The sequence below is a fragment of the Endozoicomonas sp. PH6C genome (assembly GCF_059322965.1).
Genome location: NZ_CP185342.1, coordinates 2,779,498 through 2,797,732, shown reverse-complemented (window position 1 = coordinate 2,797,732; position 18,235 = coordinate 2,779,498). Strand labels below are relative to the sequence as shown.

At 49.5% G+C, this 18,235-nt stretch carries 10 protein-coding genes; 7 read left to right on the top strand and 3 right to left on the bottom strand.

The genetic code is table 11. From position 1 onward, the window contains the following. Positions 1–263: 263 nt before the first annotated feature. Positions 264–662, top strand: a complete 399-nt coding sequence (locus ACOMG9_RS10465) for a hypothetical protein (RefSeq protein ID WP_448216843.1) — start codon at positions 264–266, stop codon at positions 660–662. A gap of 77 nt (positions 663–739) precedes the next feature. Continuing rightward, positions 740–4,453 carry a DUF4116 domain-containing protein gene (locus ACOMG9_RS10460; RefSeq protein ID WP_494530230.1) on the top strand — a complete coding sequence of 1,238 codons (3,714 nt, stop codon included), beginning with the start codon at positions 740–742 and terminating at the stop codon, positions 4,451–4,453. Between the two features lie 224 nt (positions 4,454–4,677). Here ACOMG9_RS10460 and tnpC read toward each other — a convergent pair whose 3' ends face one another. Genes tnpC through tnpA form a run of 3 tightly spaced genes read right to left on the bottom strand, consistent with a single transcriptional unit; the run spans position 4,678 to position 6,928 of the window. Then, positions 4,678–6,228 carry an IS66 family transposase gene (tnpC, locus tag ACOMG9_RS10455; protein WP_494529597.1) on the bottom strand — a complete coding sequence of 517 codons (1,551 nt, stop codon included), beginning with the start codon at positions 6,226–6,228 and terminating at the stop codon, positions 4,678–4,680. Between the two features lie 5 nt (positions 6,229–6,233). After that, on the bottom strand, positions 6,234–6,617 hold the full coding sequence (tnpB, locus tag ACOMG9_RS10450) for an IS66 family insertion sequence element accessory protein TnpB (RefSeq protein ID WP_422452200.1): 384 nt from the start codon (positions 6,615–6,617) through the stop codon (positions 6,234–6,236). A 2-nt stretch (positions 6,618–6,619) separates the two neighbouring features. Continuing rightward, the gene (gene tnpA, locus ACOMG9_RS10445) at positions 6,620–6,928 is read right to left on the bottom strand and encodes an IS66 family insertion sequence element accessory protein TnpA (protein ID WP_494530229.1); all 309 of its coding nucleotides are present in this window, start codon (positions 6,926–6,928) and stop codon (positions 6,620–6,622) included. Between the two features lie 72 nt (positions 6,929–7,000). Between tnpA and ACOMG9_RS10440 the strand changes: the two genes are divergently transcribed. The 5 genes from ACOMG9_RS10440 (at position 7,001) to ACOMG9_RS10420 (ending at position 18,145) form a co-directional block, all read left to right on the top strand. After that, positions 7,001–10,234 carry a PEP/pyruvate-binding domain-containing protein gene (locus ACOMG9_RS10440; RefSeq protein WP_494530228.1) on the top strand — a complete coding sequence of 1,078 codons (3,234 nt, stop codon included), beginning with the start codon at positions 7,001–7,003 and terminating at the stop codon, positions 10,232–10,234. Then, on the top strand, positions 10,222–10,599 hold the full coding sequence (locus ACOMG9_RS10435) for a hypothetical protein (protein WP_448216841.1): 378 nt from the start codon (positions 10,222–10,224) through the stop codon (positions 10,597–10,599). The genes ACOMG9_RS10440 and ACOMG9_RS10435 overlap by 13 nt, the downstream gene beginning before the upstream one ends. 156 nt (positions 10,600–10,755) lie before the next feature. Then, the gene (locus ACOMG9_RS10430) at positions 10,756–14,148 is read left to right on the top strand and encodes a PEP/pyruvate-binding domain-containing protein (RefSeq protein ID WP_448216840.1); all 3,393 of its coding nucleotides are present in this window, start codon (positions 10,756–10,758) and stop codon (positions 14,146–14,148) included. Next, positions 14,087–14,299, top strand: coding sequence for a DUF4116 domain-containing protein (locus ACOMG9_RS10425; protein WP_448216839.1), 213 nt, complete (start codon positions 14,087–14,089; stop codon positions 14,297–14,299). The genes ACOMG9_RS10430 and ACOMG9_RS10425 overlap by 62 nt, the downstream gene beginning before the upstream one ends. A 54-nt stretch (positions 14,300–14,353) precedes the next feature. Then, a complete protein-coding gene (locus tag ACOMG9_RS10420; RefSeq protein ID WP_494530227.1) occupies positions 14,354–18,145 on the top strand; it encodes a DUF4116 domain-containing protein in 3,792 nt (1,263 codons plus the stop codon). The last annotated feature ends 90 nt before the right edge of the window (positions 18,146–18,235 follow it).

The window sequence follows — 18,235 nt, the reverse complement described above, 5'->3', positions numbered from 1 at the left end:
ACCTGCTTCTGTTCCAGCCAGCCTTGTTGCGTCTTCGCTTAATTACGATCAGGCGGAACCTTCACGGGCACCAGCATTTTCTGCAGGTTTACCTTACCTTTCTCGTCATATCCCCTGAAGCGCTTCTCCTTAACCACCGGACCCGCAATACATGACTGCAGTTGTGATCAGGCTTCCATACCCCGGGAAATGTGTCACTGCCAAGGCATTGGATAACTCGCTCTGGCCCGGGGCGACGGTAGTAATGCTGTAGTATTCTAAGAATGGTCTCTTCGTTATCCATGGCATTAGGCAAAACCGGTGGTACTCTGAATGCGTCGACGAGAAATTGCAACGCTTCTGGTTGTGCCAGAGAGGCAGGTTGCACAGATCGACAGTGGCTGACCAGGGGACCTTTGCAGTTCAACTATTTGTTGCTGCCCTACTTTGACTTTTTTTGGCCATCGCCGGTAAAAGGGCTTTTGACCACGCCGTTTCCAAAGTGCTTTAACCCAGTGGATATAATCATCTGCACTCAGCGTTCCCAGGGATTTCTCAATGTATTCAGGGTGGATGTCTGCTATTTTGTGCTATTTTTGTACTCCAAAGGTCGCCCGGAAATTTCGCTACAACCTTCAAGAAACACCTCTCATTCTGGTCTCTCTGTGCAAGAGGAGGCCTGATGTTGATTTATTGAAACTTTTTTCAAAAATACAGGTCTTAATTAAAGGTAATCAACGAAATCAAGGAAATTAAGGCTATGGATAGCATTCAACCAACAAGATCGGGCCAGATTGAGGACAAATCTGCCCGGTTGTCGGGTGGTCAGGCAGCGTACATACTCACCCGAACTGTCACTCTTTACGATCATGAGAGAACTTCTCGCAATCAGATGCGGTTAATGAAAGTTGATCCTGGTGAAGCTTTCCCGTCTTTTACTCCGCTATCCGCTCGTGGTGTCGAACGTCCGAATACGAAAAATAGCAAGCCTGCCAGCCATGACTTGCCAGCTGACTTTTCAACTCTCATCAAAGACGAGCAAATCCGATCCTCAATAGGCGGCAAGGGATTGTTTCTGCACCGTATGCAACAGGCCGGAATCCCGGTTCCACCCTTCACGGTGGTTGACACAACCCTGATCGCCAGGCTCGAGCAACAGCCTTTCCCAGCAAAATGCCTGTTGCCCTTTTTGCCAGATATAGACACGCAGAGTCAGGAATCATTCAGCCTGGAACAATTGCGCAAGATCGTTACCGAACTCCCCCACCCGCAACAATCAGAATGGCTCAAGGGGTTATCCGGGTTTATTGCCAGTGAGGATTTCTATCAACAAGTAGAAAATATCAGTGCTGCCCGGGATATTCGCCATTGCTTCTTCAGGCTTCGGCAACAAGCCGGGGAAGCCTGCATCGTCCGCAGTTCCGGCGTCGATGAAGACCGCTTCGGCAACGCCCAGGCCGGTCGCTATGATTCCCGGGTTCATGGTGGCGGCGATATCCTGAAAACCTGCCTGCAAGTCCTGTCATCCGCCTATCGGCCTGAAGTCTGTCCAAACGGACAGGTAAAGCCCATGGCGCTGGTCCTGCAGCAGTGCATTCATTGCCTGCTGGGGGGCACAGTGATCAGCCACTCAACACTGCAAGACAATACCATTCTGGTGGAATTTGCACTGGGTCAACCCCGGGGGGCGGTCTCCGGAACCACAGGCATCCGCCCCCATCGCTATTCGATCAAGCGCAGTGATGACAAAAACAGTCAATCAGATCGGCAATTTACCCCGGGTGATATTACGACACAGTTTGTCCTGGAAAAAATCACCGATGAAGAGACCGGTGAAGCGGGTTACATCGAACGGAGCAACACGGCAACCACCGATGCAAAAGACATCATGCTCTCTGACGAGATATTGCAAGAACTGCAAAAAAACATAGAAAAGCTGGAAGATATGTTCTGTTGCCCGATCGATGCTGAGTTCGGCGTGGATGGCGATCTGCAACTCCACGTATTCCAGAGTCGACCAGTGACCCAGCTGCCGGGCAGTACCCGTTTCTCTGCACCTGTGCCAACCCTGCCACTGGCTAAAGGAACCATGGTCAGTGAAGGTTGTTGCAGTGGTGTCGCCCTGATGGTCAGCGAACCGGTCAATGCGGAACATATTCCACCCGGTGCCATTCTGTTTGCCAATCACGCCAGTGACTGGATGCTGGCACCTGATATTTTAAAACGTCTGGGCGGCTGCGTGTTCAAACAGGGAGGAACTAACGATCATGTTGCCATCACCTTGCGACAGGCGGGTGTAAGCTGTCTGTTGGCTGGTTCTCAGTATTCTGAAGCATTAAGACAGAGCAGCGGACAACAGGTAACACTGGTGGCAGGGAGTTTTGCCGACAGCCCCGGAGCCTGTTTGCTGACCGGCGACCAGTCTGCTCACTGGCAGGCCAATAGCAGGACTTCTGGTGAGGATATCATAAGCCGACCCTCAAGCTGTCTCACAGAACCGCCCAACTTCACCAGAGTCGACACAGGTTTTGACTGGCTGAACCGCCAGAATAATCGCTTGCTGGACTACTTTCATGCCGACAGACTACTAAACCACTGCCTTGCTCCGGGTCGAAGCAAGGCAATGAGTATGTCAGCAAACCGAACGAATCTATTACTGGAACTCGGTACGGAGACTCTTCTTCTGCAGAACGATTTGCAACAATTTCTAACCGGTTATGAGCGTTTTTTATATCTGGCCGCAGGCTCTGAATCGGGCGCCCTATCTTCCGGAGTCCAGCCCTTTGTCAATGAACTCACGGTCCTCAAAAAACAATGTAAATACCTGGAGGATGCCATTAATGATCTCTGCTCAAAAGTGCTCTTGCCGCTGGCTAAAGGAGGAGAATTGCCCACCCGGCGGACGAATTTAGGACAATGGCTGAAAGATTGCCAATCCTTGCTGGATAAACTGCAAAAACTGACCCAGCCCAGAGAAGTGTGCGATATCCATTCTGCTCATGACCTGATTTACTGGTTTCATCAGCGATTTGTCAGCGCTCTTGCCCCGGTGGCCGAAGCATCCGGCCAGGGAAAAATTACCAAAATTACAGAAAAGAGAATCCTGATTGATGTACTCCCCCGAGGCGTTTCCGGACTATTAAACGACAATTGCATCTCGGTACTGAGCAAACTTAACGTAGCCAGTCTTCGCATGCTTAATATGGTGGATGCCGCTTTGATTAGTGCAAAACTCGGAATACATGCCTGCACCATAACCATGCTGGAACAGGCCGAGGGTGGCAAGGGCCGAACACTCCGCCTCGACATCTCAGACAAGTTTTCCCAAAATCTGCATTTACAGGGCAAACTGAAGCGTTTCTGGTTTTTGGTCCAGACACTGCGCTGCGCATCAATTGATAGCAATTCACGGCCAATGGCACTCAGTTTCAATCAAAGTGCGGGAAAAATGACCGTAGAATACACTCAGGTTGATACAAAACCAGCATTGCAAGATGGCTTTGTGAAATTGGTGACCATTCTGTCAGGACTCACCAGCATGGATATATCAATCAACAAATTTAATCCCGGTGACACTTCTGAAAAGTGGTATTTTGAAACACTGGTTAAAAAGTGCCAAAACGGGCTGGACGAACCTGAAAACAACTGGATATACAAACATTGTCTGGTACTGGATGCAATCAATAACCGTGATACGACGGGTTCTTATAATTATGATTATACGTTCTTTGATTATCTGGAAAGCGAACACAGACTCTTCTTTAAAATGGCCAAAAAAGCTCGCCAGCAGCGTATGAGAACTAATACTGTGAATCGAAATACAGAACTTCGCGAGATCTTGACCGCAGAGACCAAGCACCTTAAGCCGGATGATGCCGCAAGAATAATAAAAGAACTGTTAGCTCACATGGCCATTGGAAGCATATCGACAGCCACTTTTATTGAACTCTTGCGTGAGGACTTTAATTTAGATGACGACAGGGCTCAGGTTAGATTCCTGGTTCGCCATAACCCAAGGGTATTTAAATATATTGCCGACCGATTTAAGAATGATATTGAAATAGCTGAATCTGCAATAGAACAGCAAGGAGATTTATTAGAGTATGCCAGCAATCACCTCAAAAATAATAAATCGCTAGTGATGATTGCCGTCAATAATTGTGGTAGAGCCATCGAATCTGCCAGTACAGATCTCAAAAATGACCCCGCCGTGGTTTTGTCAGCTACCAGAAACTATGTTTTTGCCTTTTACTATGCCGGACAGACAGTAAAAAACAATGAAGCCCTGTTGAGGAAAATCATTAAGGAAAAACCGGAAGCCATGTACTTTGCTACTGAATCTCTTAAAAATGACAAGGATTTTGTCCTGCCTCTGCTCTCTCGATATTCTCACGTTTACGAAAACCTTAGCGACAAACTGAAATCTGATCCGGACATTCAGGCTGCAGCGCAAAGGATGGAAGTCTCATACTGATCCAAATCTCTGCATCCCATGCACTACAGAGGCTGCCTGCTTCATAGCCAACTCAGTGGATGCGAGTCGCACACCTCAATTAAGCCCGGACTGATTAGTTGAAACTTTTTTCAAAAGCACTGGTCGAAATTAGCCAGGATCATAGAGATCACAGTCATGGAAAACACTCAGCTAACAACATCGGGCTTTACATCGTAAGCGTTCAAGCAGGGTATAGACTCCCCCTACTTATCGAGATCGGATTTTAACGGATTGGCCCCGAATTTCTCTTTCCAGATTCGCGGGATTAGCTCCCGGATATCTCGAGCCGGATGGTAACTGATGCGCTGAAGCACATCGACGAAGTACTTGTATGGATCAATGCCTGCAAGAAGACAACTGACGATTAACGTCTGGAACACGGCAACATTGTCTGCCCCTTCTTCTGTCCAGCAAAAAAGCCAGTTCTTTCTCCCCATCGGGATACACCTGAGACTTCGCTCCAGGTGATTCGTATCAATGGCGACATCCGGATTATCCAGATAAAGCCGTAGCTCTTTTTCCCGTTTGTTCACGTAGCCAAGAGCCTTGCTCAATGGGTTGCTTTTCACCAGATTCAGGCGACGAAGTTGTTCTTTATGCCAGCTAAAGAACTGATCAACCAGTGGCTTGGCATTCTGTTGGCGGTATTCCTGCTTTGCTTCGCCTTGCAGCCCAGCTTTGCGGATTTCGTCTTCGACTTGATAGATCGCACCCATGCAGTCCAGCGCCTCTTTTGCGGCTTCAGGTTCGACCTCTTGTGACTTGACGAAGTACCTCCTGCTATGTGTCCAGCACTGGGCATGGATGATTTTGGGATATTTCATGCACAGGCGGTCGTATTCCGAATAACCATCGGTCAGCAAGACCCCCTTATACTCTTTCAGATAAGGCTCTACGACCCTGCCAGAACGAGTGGTGGAGAAGGTAAAAGCTATCTCATTCTGGTCTCCGTAAAAACACCAGAAGTAGCCTCTTTGCATCTTGCCCTTGCTTTTACGGCCCGCTTTTCCGGGCGTTTCATCCAGAGTGAGGACATGACTTTCCAGACAGCTGTTGAGCACTTCGTCAGCGATGGGTTTGAGTAACTGCCCGGCACGCTGCTCAAGATGTGTCAGGGTTCCACGGCTGATGGTAATACCACTGGACTCAAGTTTCTGATGCTGGCGGTAAAGCGGTGCGTGAAAGCGGTACTTCTCTACCAGCAGACCTGCGATAAAGCTGACATCGGCAAAGCTGCGATCAAATAATCCTGATGGTGCGGCTACCGTTGTTAGCGTCTGGCTGGGCTTATGGCGAACGACTTCGCGCTGATATTTCAGGATGACATAGCTGGCAGGGCGCTGCGCCAGCCGATAGGTGTACTTGTAGTCAATGATTTCGTACTGGTCTGCGTCTTCACCCTTCATTTCTGCAGCAGGCATCGGGATGAGTTCAATCGGTACATCTTCAGTAAAGCGCAGTCCCTGATCGGTCACACAGTCTTCAGGGCGATTCTTTTTCCGCCGTTCGTAAGTGATGGTTTCTGTGGGAGTTTCCTGCTCTTCAGGCTTGTCCTGAAGGATTTCTCCCAGCGCCAGCTGGTCCGGATTCTCAATCAGGCGCTTTTCGGATTTTTCACCAAATAGCTGTTGTTTAAACCAGGCCAGCTGATGTTTAAGAGAAGCTATTTCCTGATCACGCTCCGACAGCAAGACCAGGATCTGCTGGAGCAGGTCCTGGTCAGTGGTGCCGGGGGTCGAAACAGGTAATTTCATGGCGGTTAAAGATAGACCTTTGACTCTCCTTTTGTGTAACGGGACGGTTGATGTTTGTAGCGTTTATATTGCTGAACGCAGCGGGTATCAATGCCTTCAAGGATGAGCTTCAGATCTGTCCACGCCATTGTTTGCTTGATGGATTTGCCTGCATGAGTATGAAACTGACCCTGTTCCAGTCGTTTGCTCCAGATACAGTATCCACTGCGATCAAAATACAGCACCTTGCACTGGGTTTGTTTGCGGTTGATGAAGACAAACAGCTGGCCGCTGAGTGGGTCTTCTTCAAGTTTGTTTCTCACCAGGGCAGACAGGCCGTCGTAGGATTTACGCATGTCGGTGGGCCGGTTGTAGAGCCAGATCCGAACCTGAGATTCTGGAAAAAACATGATCAGCGACGCATACGAAGAATAACGCCACCGGGCAGCTCAAGTTCCAACTGCCAGTTTAAGCTGGCTGGAGGCTCAGTCAGCCCGTTTGGGACTTCAACCCATTCCGGGGCAGAAGCCTGAGCGATATCAAAGGAGTCAGTGTTGTTGTAATTCCTGAGTTTGCGTTTCCAGTTTGTGAATGTTGCCAGGCTTATGTTTTGAGTTTGGCAAAAAGCTTTCTGGCTCAAGCCACTGCCTATTTGCTGATCAATGATCTGTTGCCACTGCTCAGGGTTGAGACGGGTAAAGGGTTTTGTCAGTTGCTTCACGTTAGGTATCTCCTGCGTTGTTTGCAGGGGAAAGGCTGGCAGTCAGGTTGTGATTTTTGAAGACGTCCTCAAATGAGCGGTTACTTTACATCACTCAAACCTGCCCGAAAGCCAAACTGCGACAGAGCATCTGCATTCGCTCGTTCTGTTATTTCTGCCAGACAAGACTCCTCTCCTTGCATGAAGGATAATTCAGACAAAACTCATCTCTCTTGTCCTGAACTAACTGCCCGTGATATCAAACTTCCGAATACGGATAACCGCAGGCCCGTCAGCTATGACTTGCAGCCTGCCACCTTGCCTGCCACCTTGCCTGCCAGCAATGACAGGCAAACCCGGGCCTTTATGGGCGGCAAGGGGCTGTTTCTGCAGCGTATGCAGCAGGCCAGAATCCCGGTTCCACCCTTTACTGTGGTTGACACAACCCTGATCGCCAGGCTGGAGCAACAGACTTTCCCCGCAAAATGCCTGTTGCCCTTTTTGCCAGATATTGACACCCGGAGCCAGGAATCATTCAGCCTGGAACAACTGCGCACGATCGTTACCGAACTCCCCCATCAGCAACAATCAGAATGGCTCAAGGGGTTATCCGAATTTATTGCCAGTGAGGATTTCTATCGACAGATCAAAAATATCAGTGTTGCCCAGGACATTCGCCATTGCTTCTTTATGCTCCGGCAACAAGCCAGCGAAGCCTGCATCGTTCGCAGTTCCGGCGTCGATGAAGACCGCTTCGGCAATGCCCAGGCCGGTCGCTATGATTCCCGGGTTCATGGCGGCGGCGATATCCTGCAAACCTGCCTGCAAGTCCTGTCGTCCGCCTACCGGCCTGAAGTCTGCCCGAACGGGCAGGTAAAACCCATGGCGCTGATCCTGCAACAGTGCATTCATTGTCAGCTGGGGGGGGTAGTGATCAGCCACTCAACCTTACAGGACGATACCATTCAGGTGGAATTTGCTCCGGGTCAACCCCGGGGGGTGGTCTCCGGGAATACAGGCATCCGCCCTCATCGCTACAGGATCAGGCGCAGTGATGACGAAAACAGTCAACCAGATCGGCAATTTACCGCTGGAGAAGTTACCACACAGTTTGTACTGGAAAAAATCCCCGGTGAAGCGGGTTATATCGAGCAGAGCACCTCGGCAACCTCGGATGCAAAAGACATGATGCTTTCTGACGAGATATTGCAACAGCTGCAGAAATACATAAAAAAGCTGGAAAATATGTTCTGTTGCCCGGTCGATATTGAGTTCGGCGTGGATGGCGATCAACAACTCCACGTGTTCCAGTGCCGACCAGTGACCCAGCTGCCGGGCAGTACCCGTTTCTCTGCACCAGCACCGGCCCTGCCAATGGCTGAAGGAATCATGGTGAGTGAAGGTTGCTGTAGTAGTGTGGCCATGGAAGTCACCGAACCGCTCAGCGCGGAACAGATTCCACCCGGAACCCTTCTGTTTGCCAATCACGCCAGTGACTGGATGCTGGCACCCGATATTTTAAAACGTCTGGGCGGCTGCGTGTTCAGACAAGGGGGGACCAACGATCATGTTGCCATCACCCTGCGCCAGGCGGGTATACCCTGTCTGTTGGCTGGTTCTCAGTATTCTGAGGCGTTAAGACAAAGCAGCGGACAACGGGTAACACTGGTGGCAGGCAGTTTTGCCGGCAGCCCAGGAGCCTTTTTGCTGAACGGCGACCAGTCTGCCTTCTGGCAGACCCATAGCACCAGTTCCAGACAGGATATCATCAGCTCACCCGCAACCGGTGCTGCTGAGCCACCGAACTTCAACCGAGTCGACGAAGGTTTTGACTGGCTGAATCGCCAAAATACCCGGTTGCTGGACTATTTTCACCCTGACCGGTTAGCAAGCTTCTGCCTTGGCCCAGGGCGAAGTAAGGCAGTCAGCATGTCAGCAAACCGATCGAAGCTATTAAAACAGCTTGGCATCGAGATTCAGCAGCTACAGGAGGATTTACAACGGTTTGTATCCGGTTATCAGAACTTTTTAACGCTGGCCACAGCGTCTGAATCGAATGCAATAGCAGCCGAAGTCCAACCCTTTATCGAGGAACTCCCATCCCTTGAAAAACAGAGCAATTGCCTGAAAGATGCCATTGCTAACCTGCGCTCAAAAGTGGTCATACCGCTGACCACCGACCAGGAAGTACCGGACCAGTCTGCGAATTTCAGACAGTGGCTGAGAGATTGCCAGGCCTTGCTGGATAAATTGCAAAAACTGACTCAGCCCAAAGAAGTGTCCGATATCCAATCTGCCCACGACCTGATTTACTGGCTTCATCAACGATTTGTTAGTGCTCTCGCCCCGGTAGCAGCAGCATCAGGGCAGGGAAACATTAGCGAAATGACAGAAGACAGAACGCTGATTAATATACTCCCCGGAGGAGTTTCCGGACTATTAAACGACAATTGCATCTCAGTACTGGACAAACTTATGGCAGCGAGTCTACGCGTGCTTAATATGGAAGGTGCCGCTTTTATTAATGCAACCCTCGGAGCACACGTCTGCACCATAACCATGCTGGAGCAGGCTGAGGGAGGCAAGGACCGCACACTCCGCCTCGACATCTCTGATGATTTTTCCCAAGACGAGGAAAACACACACTTACAGGGTAAATTGAAGCGTTTCTGGTTTTTGGTCCAGATACTCCGTTGCGCATCAATTGATAAAAGCTCTCGGCCAATGGCAATCAGCTTCAATCAAGGCGTGGGAAAAATGACTGTAGAGTATACCAAGGTTAATTCAACATCAGCGTTACAAGCGGGCTTTGTAGAATTGGTGACCATTCTGTCAGGGCTGAGCTCTATGGATGTATCAATCAACCAATTTAATCGCGGTAAAAATACTAACAAATGGTATTTTGAAACGCTGGTTAAAAGATGTCAAAACGGGCTTGACGACCCAGTAAATAACTGGACGTTCAAACATTGTCTGGTATTGGATGCAATCAACAATGAGAAAGCCGGGAATCATGAATATACGTTCCTCAGTTATCTGGATAGCGAATGCAGACTACTTTTTGAAATGGCCAATAAAGCTTATCACTGTATTGAGACAACGGAAGAACCGAACACAAATTCAGAACTTCGCCAAATGTTTACCGCTGCTACTAAACACCTTGAGCCGAATGATGCCGCAAGAGCAATAAAAGAACTATTATTACGCATGGCCATTGTAAGCGACTCGCCATTGCAGGACGCTTGCATTGAACTCCTGCGTGAGGACTTTGATTTAGATCATAACAGGGACCTGCTGCTTTCGCTGGTTCAGCAATGCCAGATATAGACACGCGGAGTCAGGAATCATTCAGCCTGGAACAATTGCGCAGGATCGTTACCGAACTCCCCCGCCCGCGACAATCAGAATGGCTCAAGGGGTTATCCGGGTTTATTGCCAGTGAGGATTTCTATCAACAGGTAGAAAATATCAGTGCTGCCCGGGATATTCGTCATCGCTACTTCAGGCTTCGGCAACAAGCCAGCGAAGCTTGCATCGTCCGCAGTTCCGGCGTCGATGAAGACCGCTTTGGCAACGCCCAGGCCGGTCGCTATGATTCCCGGGTTCATGGCGGCGGCGATATCCTGAAAACCTGCCTGAAATCTGATCCGGACATTCAGGCTGCAGCGCAAAGGATGGAAGTCTCATACTGATCCAAATCTCTGCATCCCATGCACTACAAAGGCTGCCTGCTTCATAGCCAGCTCAGTGGATGCGAGTCGCACACCTCAATTAAGCCCGGACTGACTAGTTGAAACTTTTTTCAAAAGCACTGGTCGAAATTAGCCAGGATCATAGAGATCACAGTCATGGAAAACACTCAGCTAACAACATCGGGCTTTACATCACTCAAACCTGCCCGAAAGCCAAACTGCGACAGAGCATCTGCATTCGCTCGTTCTGTTATTTCTGCCAGACAAGACTCCTCTCCTTGCATGAAGGATAATTCAGACAAAACTCATCTCTCTTGTCCTGAACTAACTGCCCGTGATATCAAACTTCCGAATACGGATAACCGCAGGCCCGTCAGCTATGACTTGCAGCCTGCCACCTTGCCTGTCACCTTGCCTGCCAGCAATGACAGGCAAACCCGGGCCTTTATGGGCGGCAAGGGGCTGTTTCTGCAGCGTATGCAGCAGGCCAGAATCCCGGTTCCACCCTTTACTGTGGTTGACACAACCCTGATCGCCAGGCTGGAGCAACAGACTTTCCCCGCAAAATGCCTGTTGCCCTTTTTGCCAGATATTGACACCCGGAGCCAGGAATCATTCAGCCTGGAACAACTGCGCACGATCGTTACCGAACTCCCCCATCAGCAACAATCAGAATGGCTCAAGGGGTTATCCGAATTTATTGCCAGTGAGGATTTCTATCGACAGATCAAAAATATCAGTGTTGCCCAGGACATTCGCCATTGCTTCTTTATGCTCCGGCAACAAGCCAGCGAAGCCTGCATCGTTCGCAGTTCCGGCGTCGATGAAGACCGCTTCGGCAATGCCCAGGCCGGTCGCTATGATTCCCGGGTTCATGGCGGCGGCGATATCCTGCAAACCTGCCTGCAAGTCTTGTCGTCCGCCTACCGGCCTGAAGTCTGCCCGAACGGGCAGGTAAAACCCATGGCGCTGATCCTGCAACAGTGCATTCATTGTCAGCTGGGGGGGGTAGTGATCAGCCACTCAACCTTACAGGACGATACCATTCAGGTGGAATTTGCTCCGGGTCAACCCCGGGGGGTGGTCTCCGGGAATACAGGCATCCGCCCTCATCGCTACAGGATCAGGCGCAGTGATAACGAAAACAGTCAACCAGATCGGCAATTTACCGCTGGAGAAGTTACCACACAGTTTGTACTGGAAAAAATCCCCGGTGAAGCGGGTTATATCGAGCAGAGCACCTCGGCAACCTCGGATGCAAAAGACATGATGCTTTCTGACGAGATATTGCAACAGCTGCAGAAATACATAAAAAAGCTGGAAAATATGTTCTGTTGCCCGGTCGATATTGAGTTCGGCGTGGATGGCGATCAACAACTCCACGTGTTCCAGTGCCGACCAGTGACCCAGCTGCCGGGCAGTACCCGTTTCTCTGCACCAGCACCGGCCCTGCCAATGGCTGAAGGAATCATGGTGAGTGAAGGTTGCTGTAGTAGTGTGGCCATGGAAGTCACCGAACCGCTCAGCGCGGAACAGATTCCACCCGGAACCCTTCTGTTTGCCAATCACGCCAGTGACTGGATGCTGGCACCCGATATTTTAAAACGTCTGGGCGGCTGCGTGTTCAAACAGGGGGGAACCAACGATCATGTTGCCATCACCCTGCGTCAGGCGGGTGTACCCTGTCTGTTGGCTGGTTGTCAGTATTCTGAGGCATTAAGACAGAGCAGCGGACAACAGGTAACACTGGTGGCAGGCAGTTTTGCCGGCAGCCCCGGAGCCTTTTTGCTGTCCGGCGACCAGTCTGCCTTCTGGCAGGCCAACAGCATCACTTCCGGCCAGGATATCATAGGCTTACCCGCAACCACTCCTGTAGAACCGCCCGACTTCACCAGAGTCGACGAAGGTTTTGCCTGGCTGAATCGCCAGAATAACCGGTTGCTGGACTACTTTCGCACTGATCGGTTACTAAGCCATTGCCTTGGACCAGGGCGAAGCAAGGCGATCAGTATGTCAGCAAACCGATCGGACCTGTTACTACAACTTGGCATGGAGATTCATTTTCTGCAGGACGATTTGCAACGATTTATAACCGGTTATAAGCGTTTTTTAGATCTGGCCATTGGGTCTACAGCGGGCTCGATAGTCAGTTACTTTATCGATGAACTCCCGTTCCTTAAAAAACAATGGCGCTACCTGAAGGATGCTATTGGTGACCTGTACACAGAAGTGGTCACGCCGCTGGCCAGCAGAGGAGAATTACCCACACGACGGACGAATTTCAGACAATGGCTGAGAGATTGCCAGACCTTGCTGGATAAATTGCAAAAACTGAACCAGCCCGGAAGATCGTGCGATATCCATTCTGCCCACGACCTGATCTATTGGCTTCATCGGCGATTTGTCAGTGCTCTTGCCCCGGTGGCTAAAGCATCCGGTCAGGGACAAATTACCGATATTACATTATATGGAACGCTGATTGATATACTCCCCCAGGGAGTTCCCGGACTATTAAACGACGATTGCATCTCAGTACTGAGCAAACTTTTTGTAGTAGAGCTAGACATGCTAAATATGGTGGATGCCGCTTTTGTTAATGCAACCCTCGGAGTGCACGTCTGCACCATAACCATGCTGGAAGAGGCTGAGGGAGGCAAGGGCCGAACACTCCGCCTTGACATCTCGGACAAATTTTCCCAAGACGAGAAAAACAAGCACTTACAAGGTAAATTGAAGCGTTTCTGGTTTTTGGTCCAGACGCTCCGTTGCGCATCGATTGATAGCAGTTCACGGCCAATGGCGATCAGTTTCAATCAAAGCGCGGGGAAAATGATCATAGAGTATACCCAGGTTAATTCCACACAAGCATTACAGAAAGCCTTTGTGAAATTGGTGAACATTCTGTCCGGGCTCACCTCCATGGATATATCAATCAACCAATCTAATTTCAGTAAAAATACTGACAAATGGTATTTTGAAACGCTGATTAAAAGGTGTCAAAACGGGCTGGACGAACCAGTAAATAACCGGACGTTCAAACATTGCCTGGTATTGGATGCAATTAATGACAGAGATGCTGCTTATTGGCATCATGAATATACTTTCCTCGATTATCTGGATAGCGAATACAAGCTGTTTTTTGATATGGCCAATAAAGCTTGTCATTGTATTGAGGCAACTGAAGATCCGAACACAAATTCAGAACTTCGCCAAATATTTAATGCTGATACCAAAGACCTTGAGCCGAATGATGCCGCAAGAATAATAAAAGAACTGTTACTTTCCATGGCTATTGCAAGCGGCTCGCCATTGCAGGACGCTTGCATTGAACTCCTGCGTGAGGACTTTGATTTAGATCATGACAAGGATCTGGTGCTTTTGCTGGTTCGGCAAAACCCTTGGATATTTAAAAATGTCGCCGACCTATTCAAGGATGATATTGACATAGCTAAAACGGCCATAGAACAGGAAACTGATTTATTAGCCTTTGCCAGCGAACGTCTCAGAAACAATACATCGCTGGTATCGCTTGCCGTCAATAATCATTGATTGTGCTCTCCACTCTGCCAGTAAAGATCTCAAAAATGACAATGATGTGATTCTGTCAGCTACCAGAAGAAATATTTATTCCTTTGACTATGCCAGGTCGTTAGCAAAAAACATTGAAGCCCTGTTGAGGATAAGACTGACGGATAGTTGAAACTTTTTTCAAAAACACCAGTCAAATATAGAAAGGATTATGGAGATCACAGTCATGGAAAACACTCAGCTAACAACATCGGGCTTAGCATTACCCACATCTGCCTGTTCGCCAAAATGCGAAAAAGCATCTGCATCTGCATTCGCTCGTTCTGTTATTTCTGCCAAGCAAGATTTCCCACCCTGCATGAAGGATAATTCAGACAAAACTGTCCTCTCTTGTCCTCAACTACCTGCTCGTGATATCAAACTTCCGAATACGGATAACCACAGGCCTGCCAGCCATGACTTGTCCAGCTTGCAACCCAACAATGACCGGGCCTTTGTGGGCGGCAAGGGTCTGTTTCTGAACCATATGCAGCAGGCCGGTATCCCGGTTCCACCCTTCACTGTGGTTGACACTGCTCTGGTCGCCAGGCTGGAACAACAACCTTTCCCCAGAGAATGCCTGTTGCCCTTTTTGCCAGATATAGACACGCAGAGCCAGGAATCATTCAGCCTGGAACAATTGCGCACGATCATTACCGAACTCCCTCATCAGCAACAATCAGAATGGCTCAAGGGTTTATCCGGATTTATTGCCAGTGAGGACTTCTATCAACAGGTCGAAAAAACCACTGCTGCCAGGGAGATTCACCATCGCTACACCCTACTCCGGCAACAAGCCAGCGAAGCCTGCATCGTCCGAAGTTCCGGCGTCGATGAAGACCGCTTCGGCAATGCCCAAGCCGGTCGCTATGATTCCCGGGTTCATGGTGGCGGCGATATCCTGAAAACCTGCTTGCAAGTCCTGTCATCCGCCTACCGGCCTGAGGTCTGCCCGAACGGGCAGGTAAAACCCATGGCGCTGGTCCTGCAGCAGTGCATCCATTGTCGGCTGGGGGGTGTAGTGATCAGCCACTCAACGTTGGAAGACGATGCCATGGAGCTGGAATTTGCACAGGGGCAACCACGGGGGGCCGTCTCCGGAAATGCAGGCATCCGCCCTCATCGCTATACGATCAGGCGCAGTGATGACGAAAACAGCCAACCGGATCGGCAATTTACCCCGGGAGACGTTAGCAGCCAGTTTGTTCTGAAAAAAATCACCGGTGGAGAGGGTTATGTTGAAGAGTGCATTGCGACAACCAGCGATGCAAAAGACATCAGGCTTACTGACAAGATATTGCAACAAGTCCAGAAACATATAGAACAGCTGGAAAATATGTTCTATTGCCCGGTGGATGTGGAGTTCGGTGTCGATCACCAGGGGAATGTCTTCGTCTTCCAGTGCCGACCAGTGACCCAGCTGCCGGGCAGTACCCGTTTCCGTGCAGCCGCTCCCTCCCTGCCCCTGGCTGAAGGAACCCTGGTCAGTGAAGGTTACTGCAGTGGCCTGGCCCTGGTGGTCAACGAGCCGGTCAGCGCGGAACAGATTCCGCCCGGTAGCATTCTGCTTGCCAATCACGGCTGTGACTGGATGCTGGCACCGGATATTTTAAAACGTCTGGGCGGCTGCGTGTTCAAACAGGGAGGAACCAACGATCATATTGCCATCACCCTGCGTCAGGCGGGTATACCCTGTCTGGTGGCTGGTTCTCAATATTCTGAGGCAGCCAGCGGGCAACAGGTCACACTGGTGGCAGGCAGTTTTTCCGGCAGCCCCGGAGCCTGTTTGCTGACAGGCGACCAGTCTGCCTTCTGGGAGGCCAATAGTACCCATTCCGGACAGGAGACCGTCAGCTCACCTGCAACAGGTGCTGCAGAACCCCCGGACTTCACCCGGGTCGACGAAGGTTTTGGCTGGCTGAATCGCCAAAATAACCGCTTGCTGGATTATTTTCTCCCTGACCGAATACTCAGTCACTGCCTTGGTCCGAGGCGGAGCAAGGCCGTGAGCATGTCAGCAAACCGATCGGATCTGTTGCAACAGCTTGGCATGGAGATTCAGCTGTTGCAGGATGATTTGCAACTGTTTGTATCCGGTTATACGCACTTTTTAGATCTGGCCAAAGTGTCTCAATCCGATAAAGCACACATTAAAGTGCGAACCTTTTGCAATGAAATCCAGCTCCTTGAAAAACAATGCAAGAGCCTGAAAGATGCCATTGATAACCTGTGTTCAAAAGTAGTCATACCGCTGACCACTGGCCTGAAAGTATCCAGCCAGCCTGCGAATTTCAGACAATGGCTGAAGGATTGCGAGACCTTGCGGGATAAATTGCAAACACTGACCCAGCCCAGGGAAGTGACAGCTATCCATTCTGCCCATGACCTTATTTACTGGCTTCATAAGCGATTTGTTAAAGCTCTTGCCCCGGTGGCTAAAGCATCAGGACAGGGAGAAATTACCAAATTTGCTAAAAAGAGATCGCTGATTGATATGCGCCCCCCAGGCGCTTACGGACTATTAAACCACCATTGCATCTCGTTACTGGAGGATATTCCCGGATTGAAGCTAAGTGTGCTTAACATGGCGGGTGCTGCTTTTGCCACTATATCCTTGGGAGTACACGTCTGCACCATAACCATGCTGGAACAGGCCGAGGGAGGCAAGGGCCGTACACTCCGCCTCGACATCTCGGACGATTTTTCCCAAGACCAGAGAAACATGCACCTACAGGGTAAATTGAAGCGTTTCTGGTTTTTGGTCCAGACACTCCGTTGTGCATCGATTGATGAAAGTTCACGGCCAATGGCGATCCGCTTCAATCAAAGCACGGGTAAAATAACCATAGAGTGCAATCAGGTTGATTCCACATCAGCATTACAGGAGGCCTCTGTGAAATTGTTGGTTATTCTGTCAGCACTGCGCGACATGGATATGTCACTCAGCAATTCTTATCAGGGTGCTACTGATCAGTGGGATTTTGAAACACTGGTTAAAAGGTGCCAAAACGGACTGGACGACCCCTTAAATAAGTCAACATACAAACAATGCCTGGTATTGGATGCAATCATAAGAAATAAGACGGATTTCAAAGAATACGTGCTATTGGATTCAATCTCAGGGGGCAGGGATGATGACTTCGAAGATCGTCTAGACCACTACGGACCTCGTGTTTCGCTCCTTGATTATCTGGAAAGTGAATACAGGCTCTTTTATGAAATGGCCAAAGAAGTCCAAGACTGGCTTCAGACAACTGAGGACTCGAATAACCATACGGAACTTCGCCAAATCATGACCACTGCTACCAGCCACCTTGAGCCGAAGGCTGCACCAGGAATTATAAAAGAACTGTTATTTTGTATGGCTAGTCTGGATGATTGGCGGCGCATAGATGATGTTGCTATTAAACTCTTGCGTGAGGACTTTGATTTGGATAAGGATAGAGGTCTGGTGCTTCTGCTGGTTAAGCAAAATCCAAAGATATTTGCATCTCTCGATGACAAATTGAAGGATGATGTTGACATCGCTAAAACTGCAATAGAACAAAATCCAGATTTTTTAAAATATGCCAGTGACCGTCTCAGAAATGATAGAATGCTGGTAAAGATTGCCGTCAATAAAGATGGTCATGCAATCAAGTATGCCAGCAGCGAGCTCAGGAATGACCACGAGGTGATTCTGTTGGCCGTGAAAAAGATTGCGTCTCCCCTTCTTGATGCCGGGGAGAAAGCAAGAAACGATAAAGCCTTGTTGAGAATTATCATTAAGGAGCAACCCTTAGCCTTCGCATGCATTGATGATTCCCTTAAAAATGACAAGGAATTTATTCTTCCACTGCTCTCACAACAGCCTTGCATCTATAAATATTTCAGCAAGAGTCTGAAATCTGATCCGGATATTCTGGCCGCAGCCAGTCAAAGGAATATAGTTGAACCTGAAACCACGAGCTCAGATCAGCCTGAAAAGCCGACAGACTAGGGCTCTTCGTGTGTAATCCTCTGACTCTGACTTTCACCTTCTGAGTGCGCTTTTGTGAACGGATGGGGTGCAGAAAAAGATGCCCGGTAC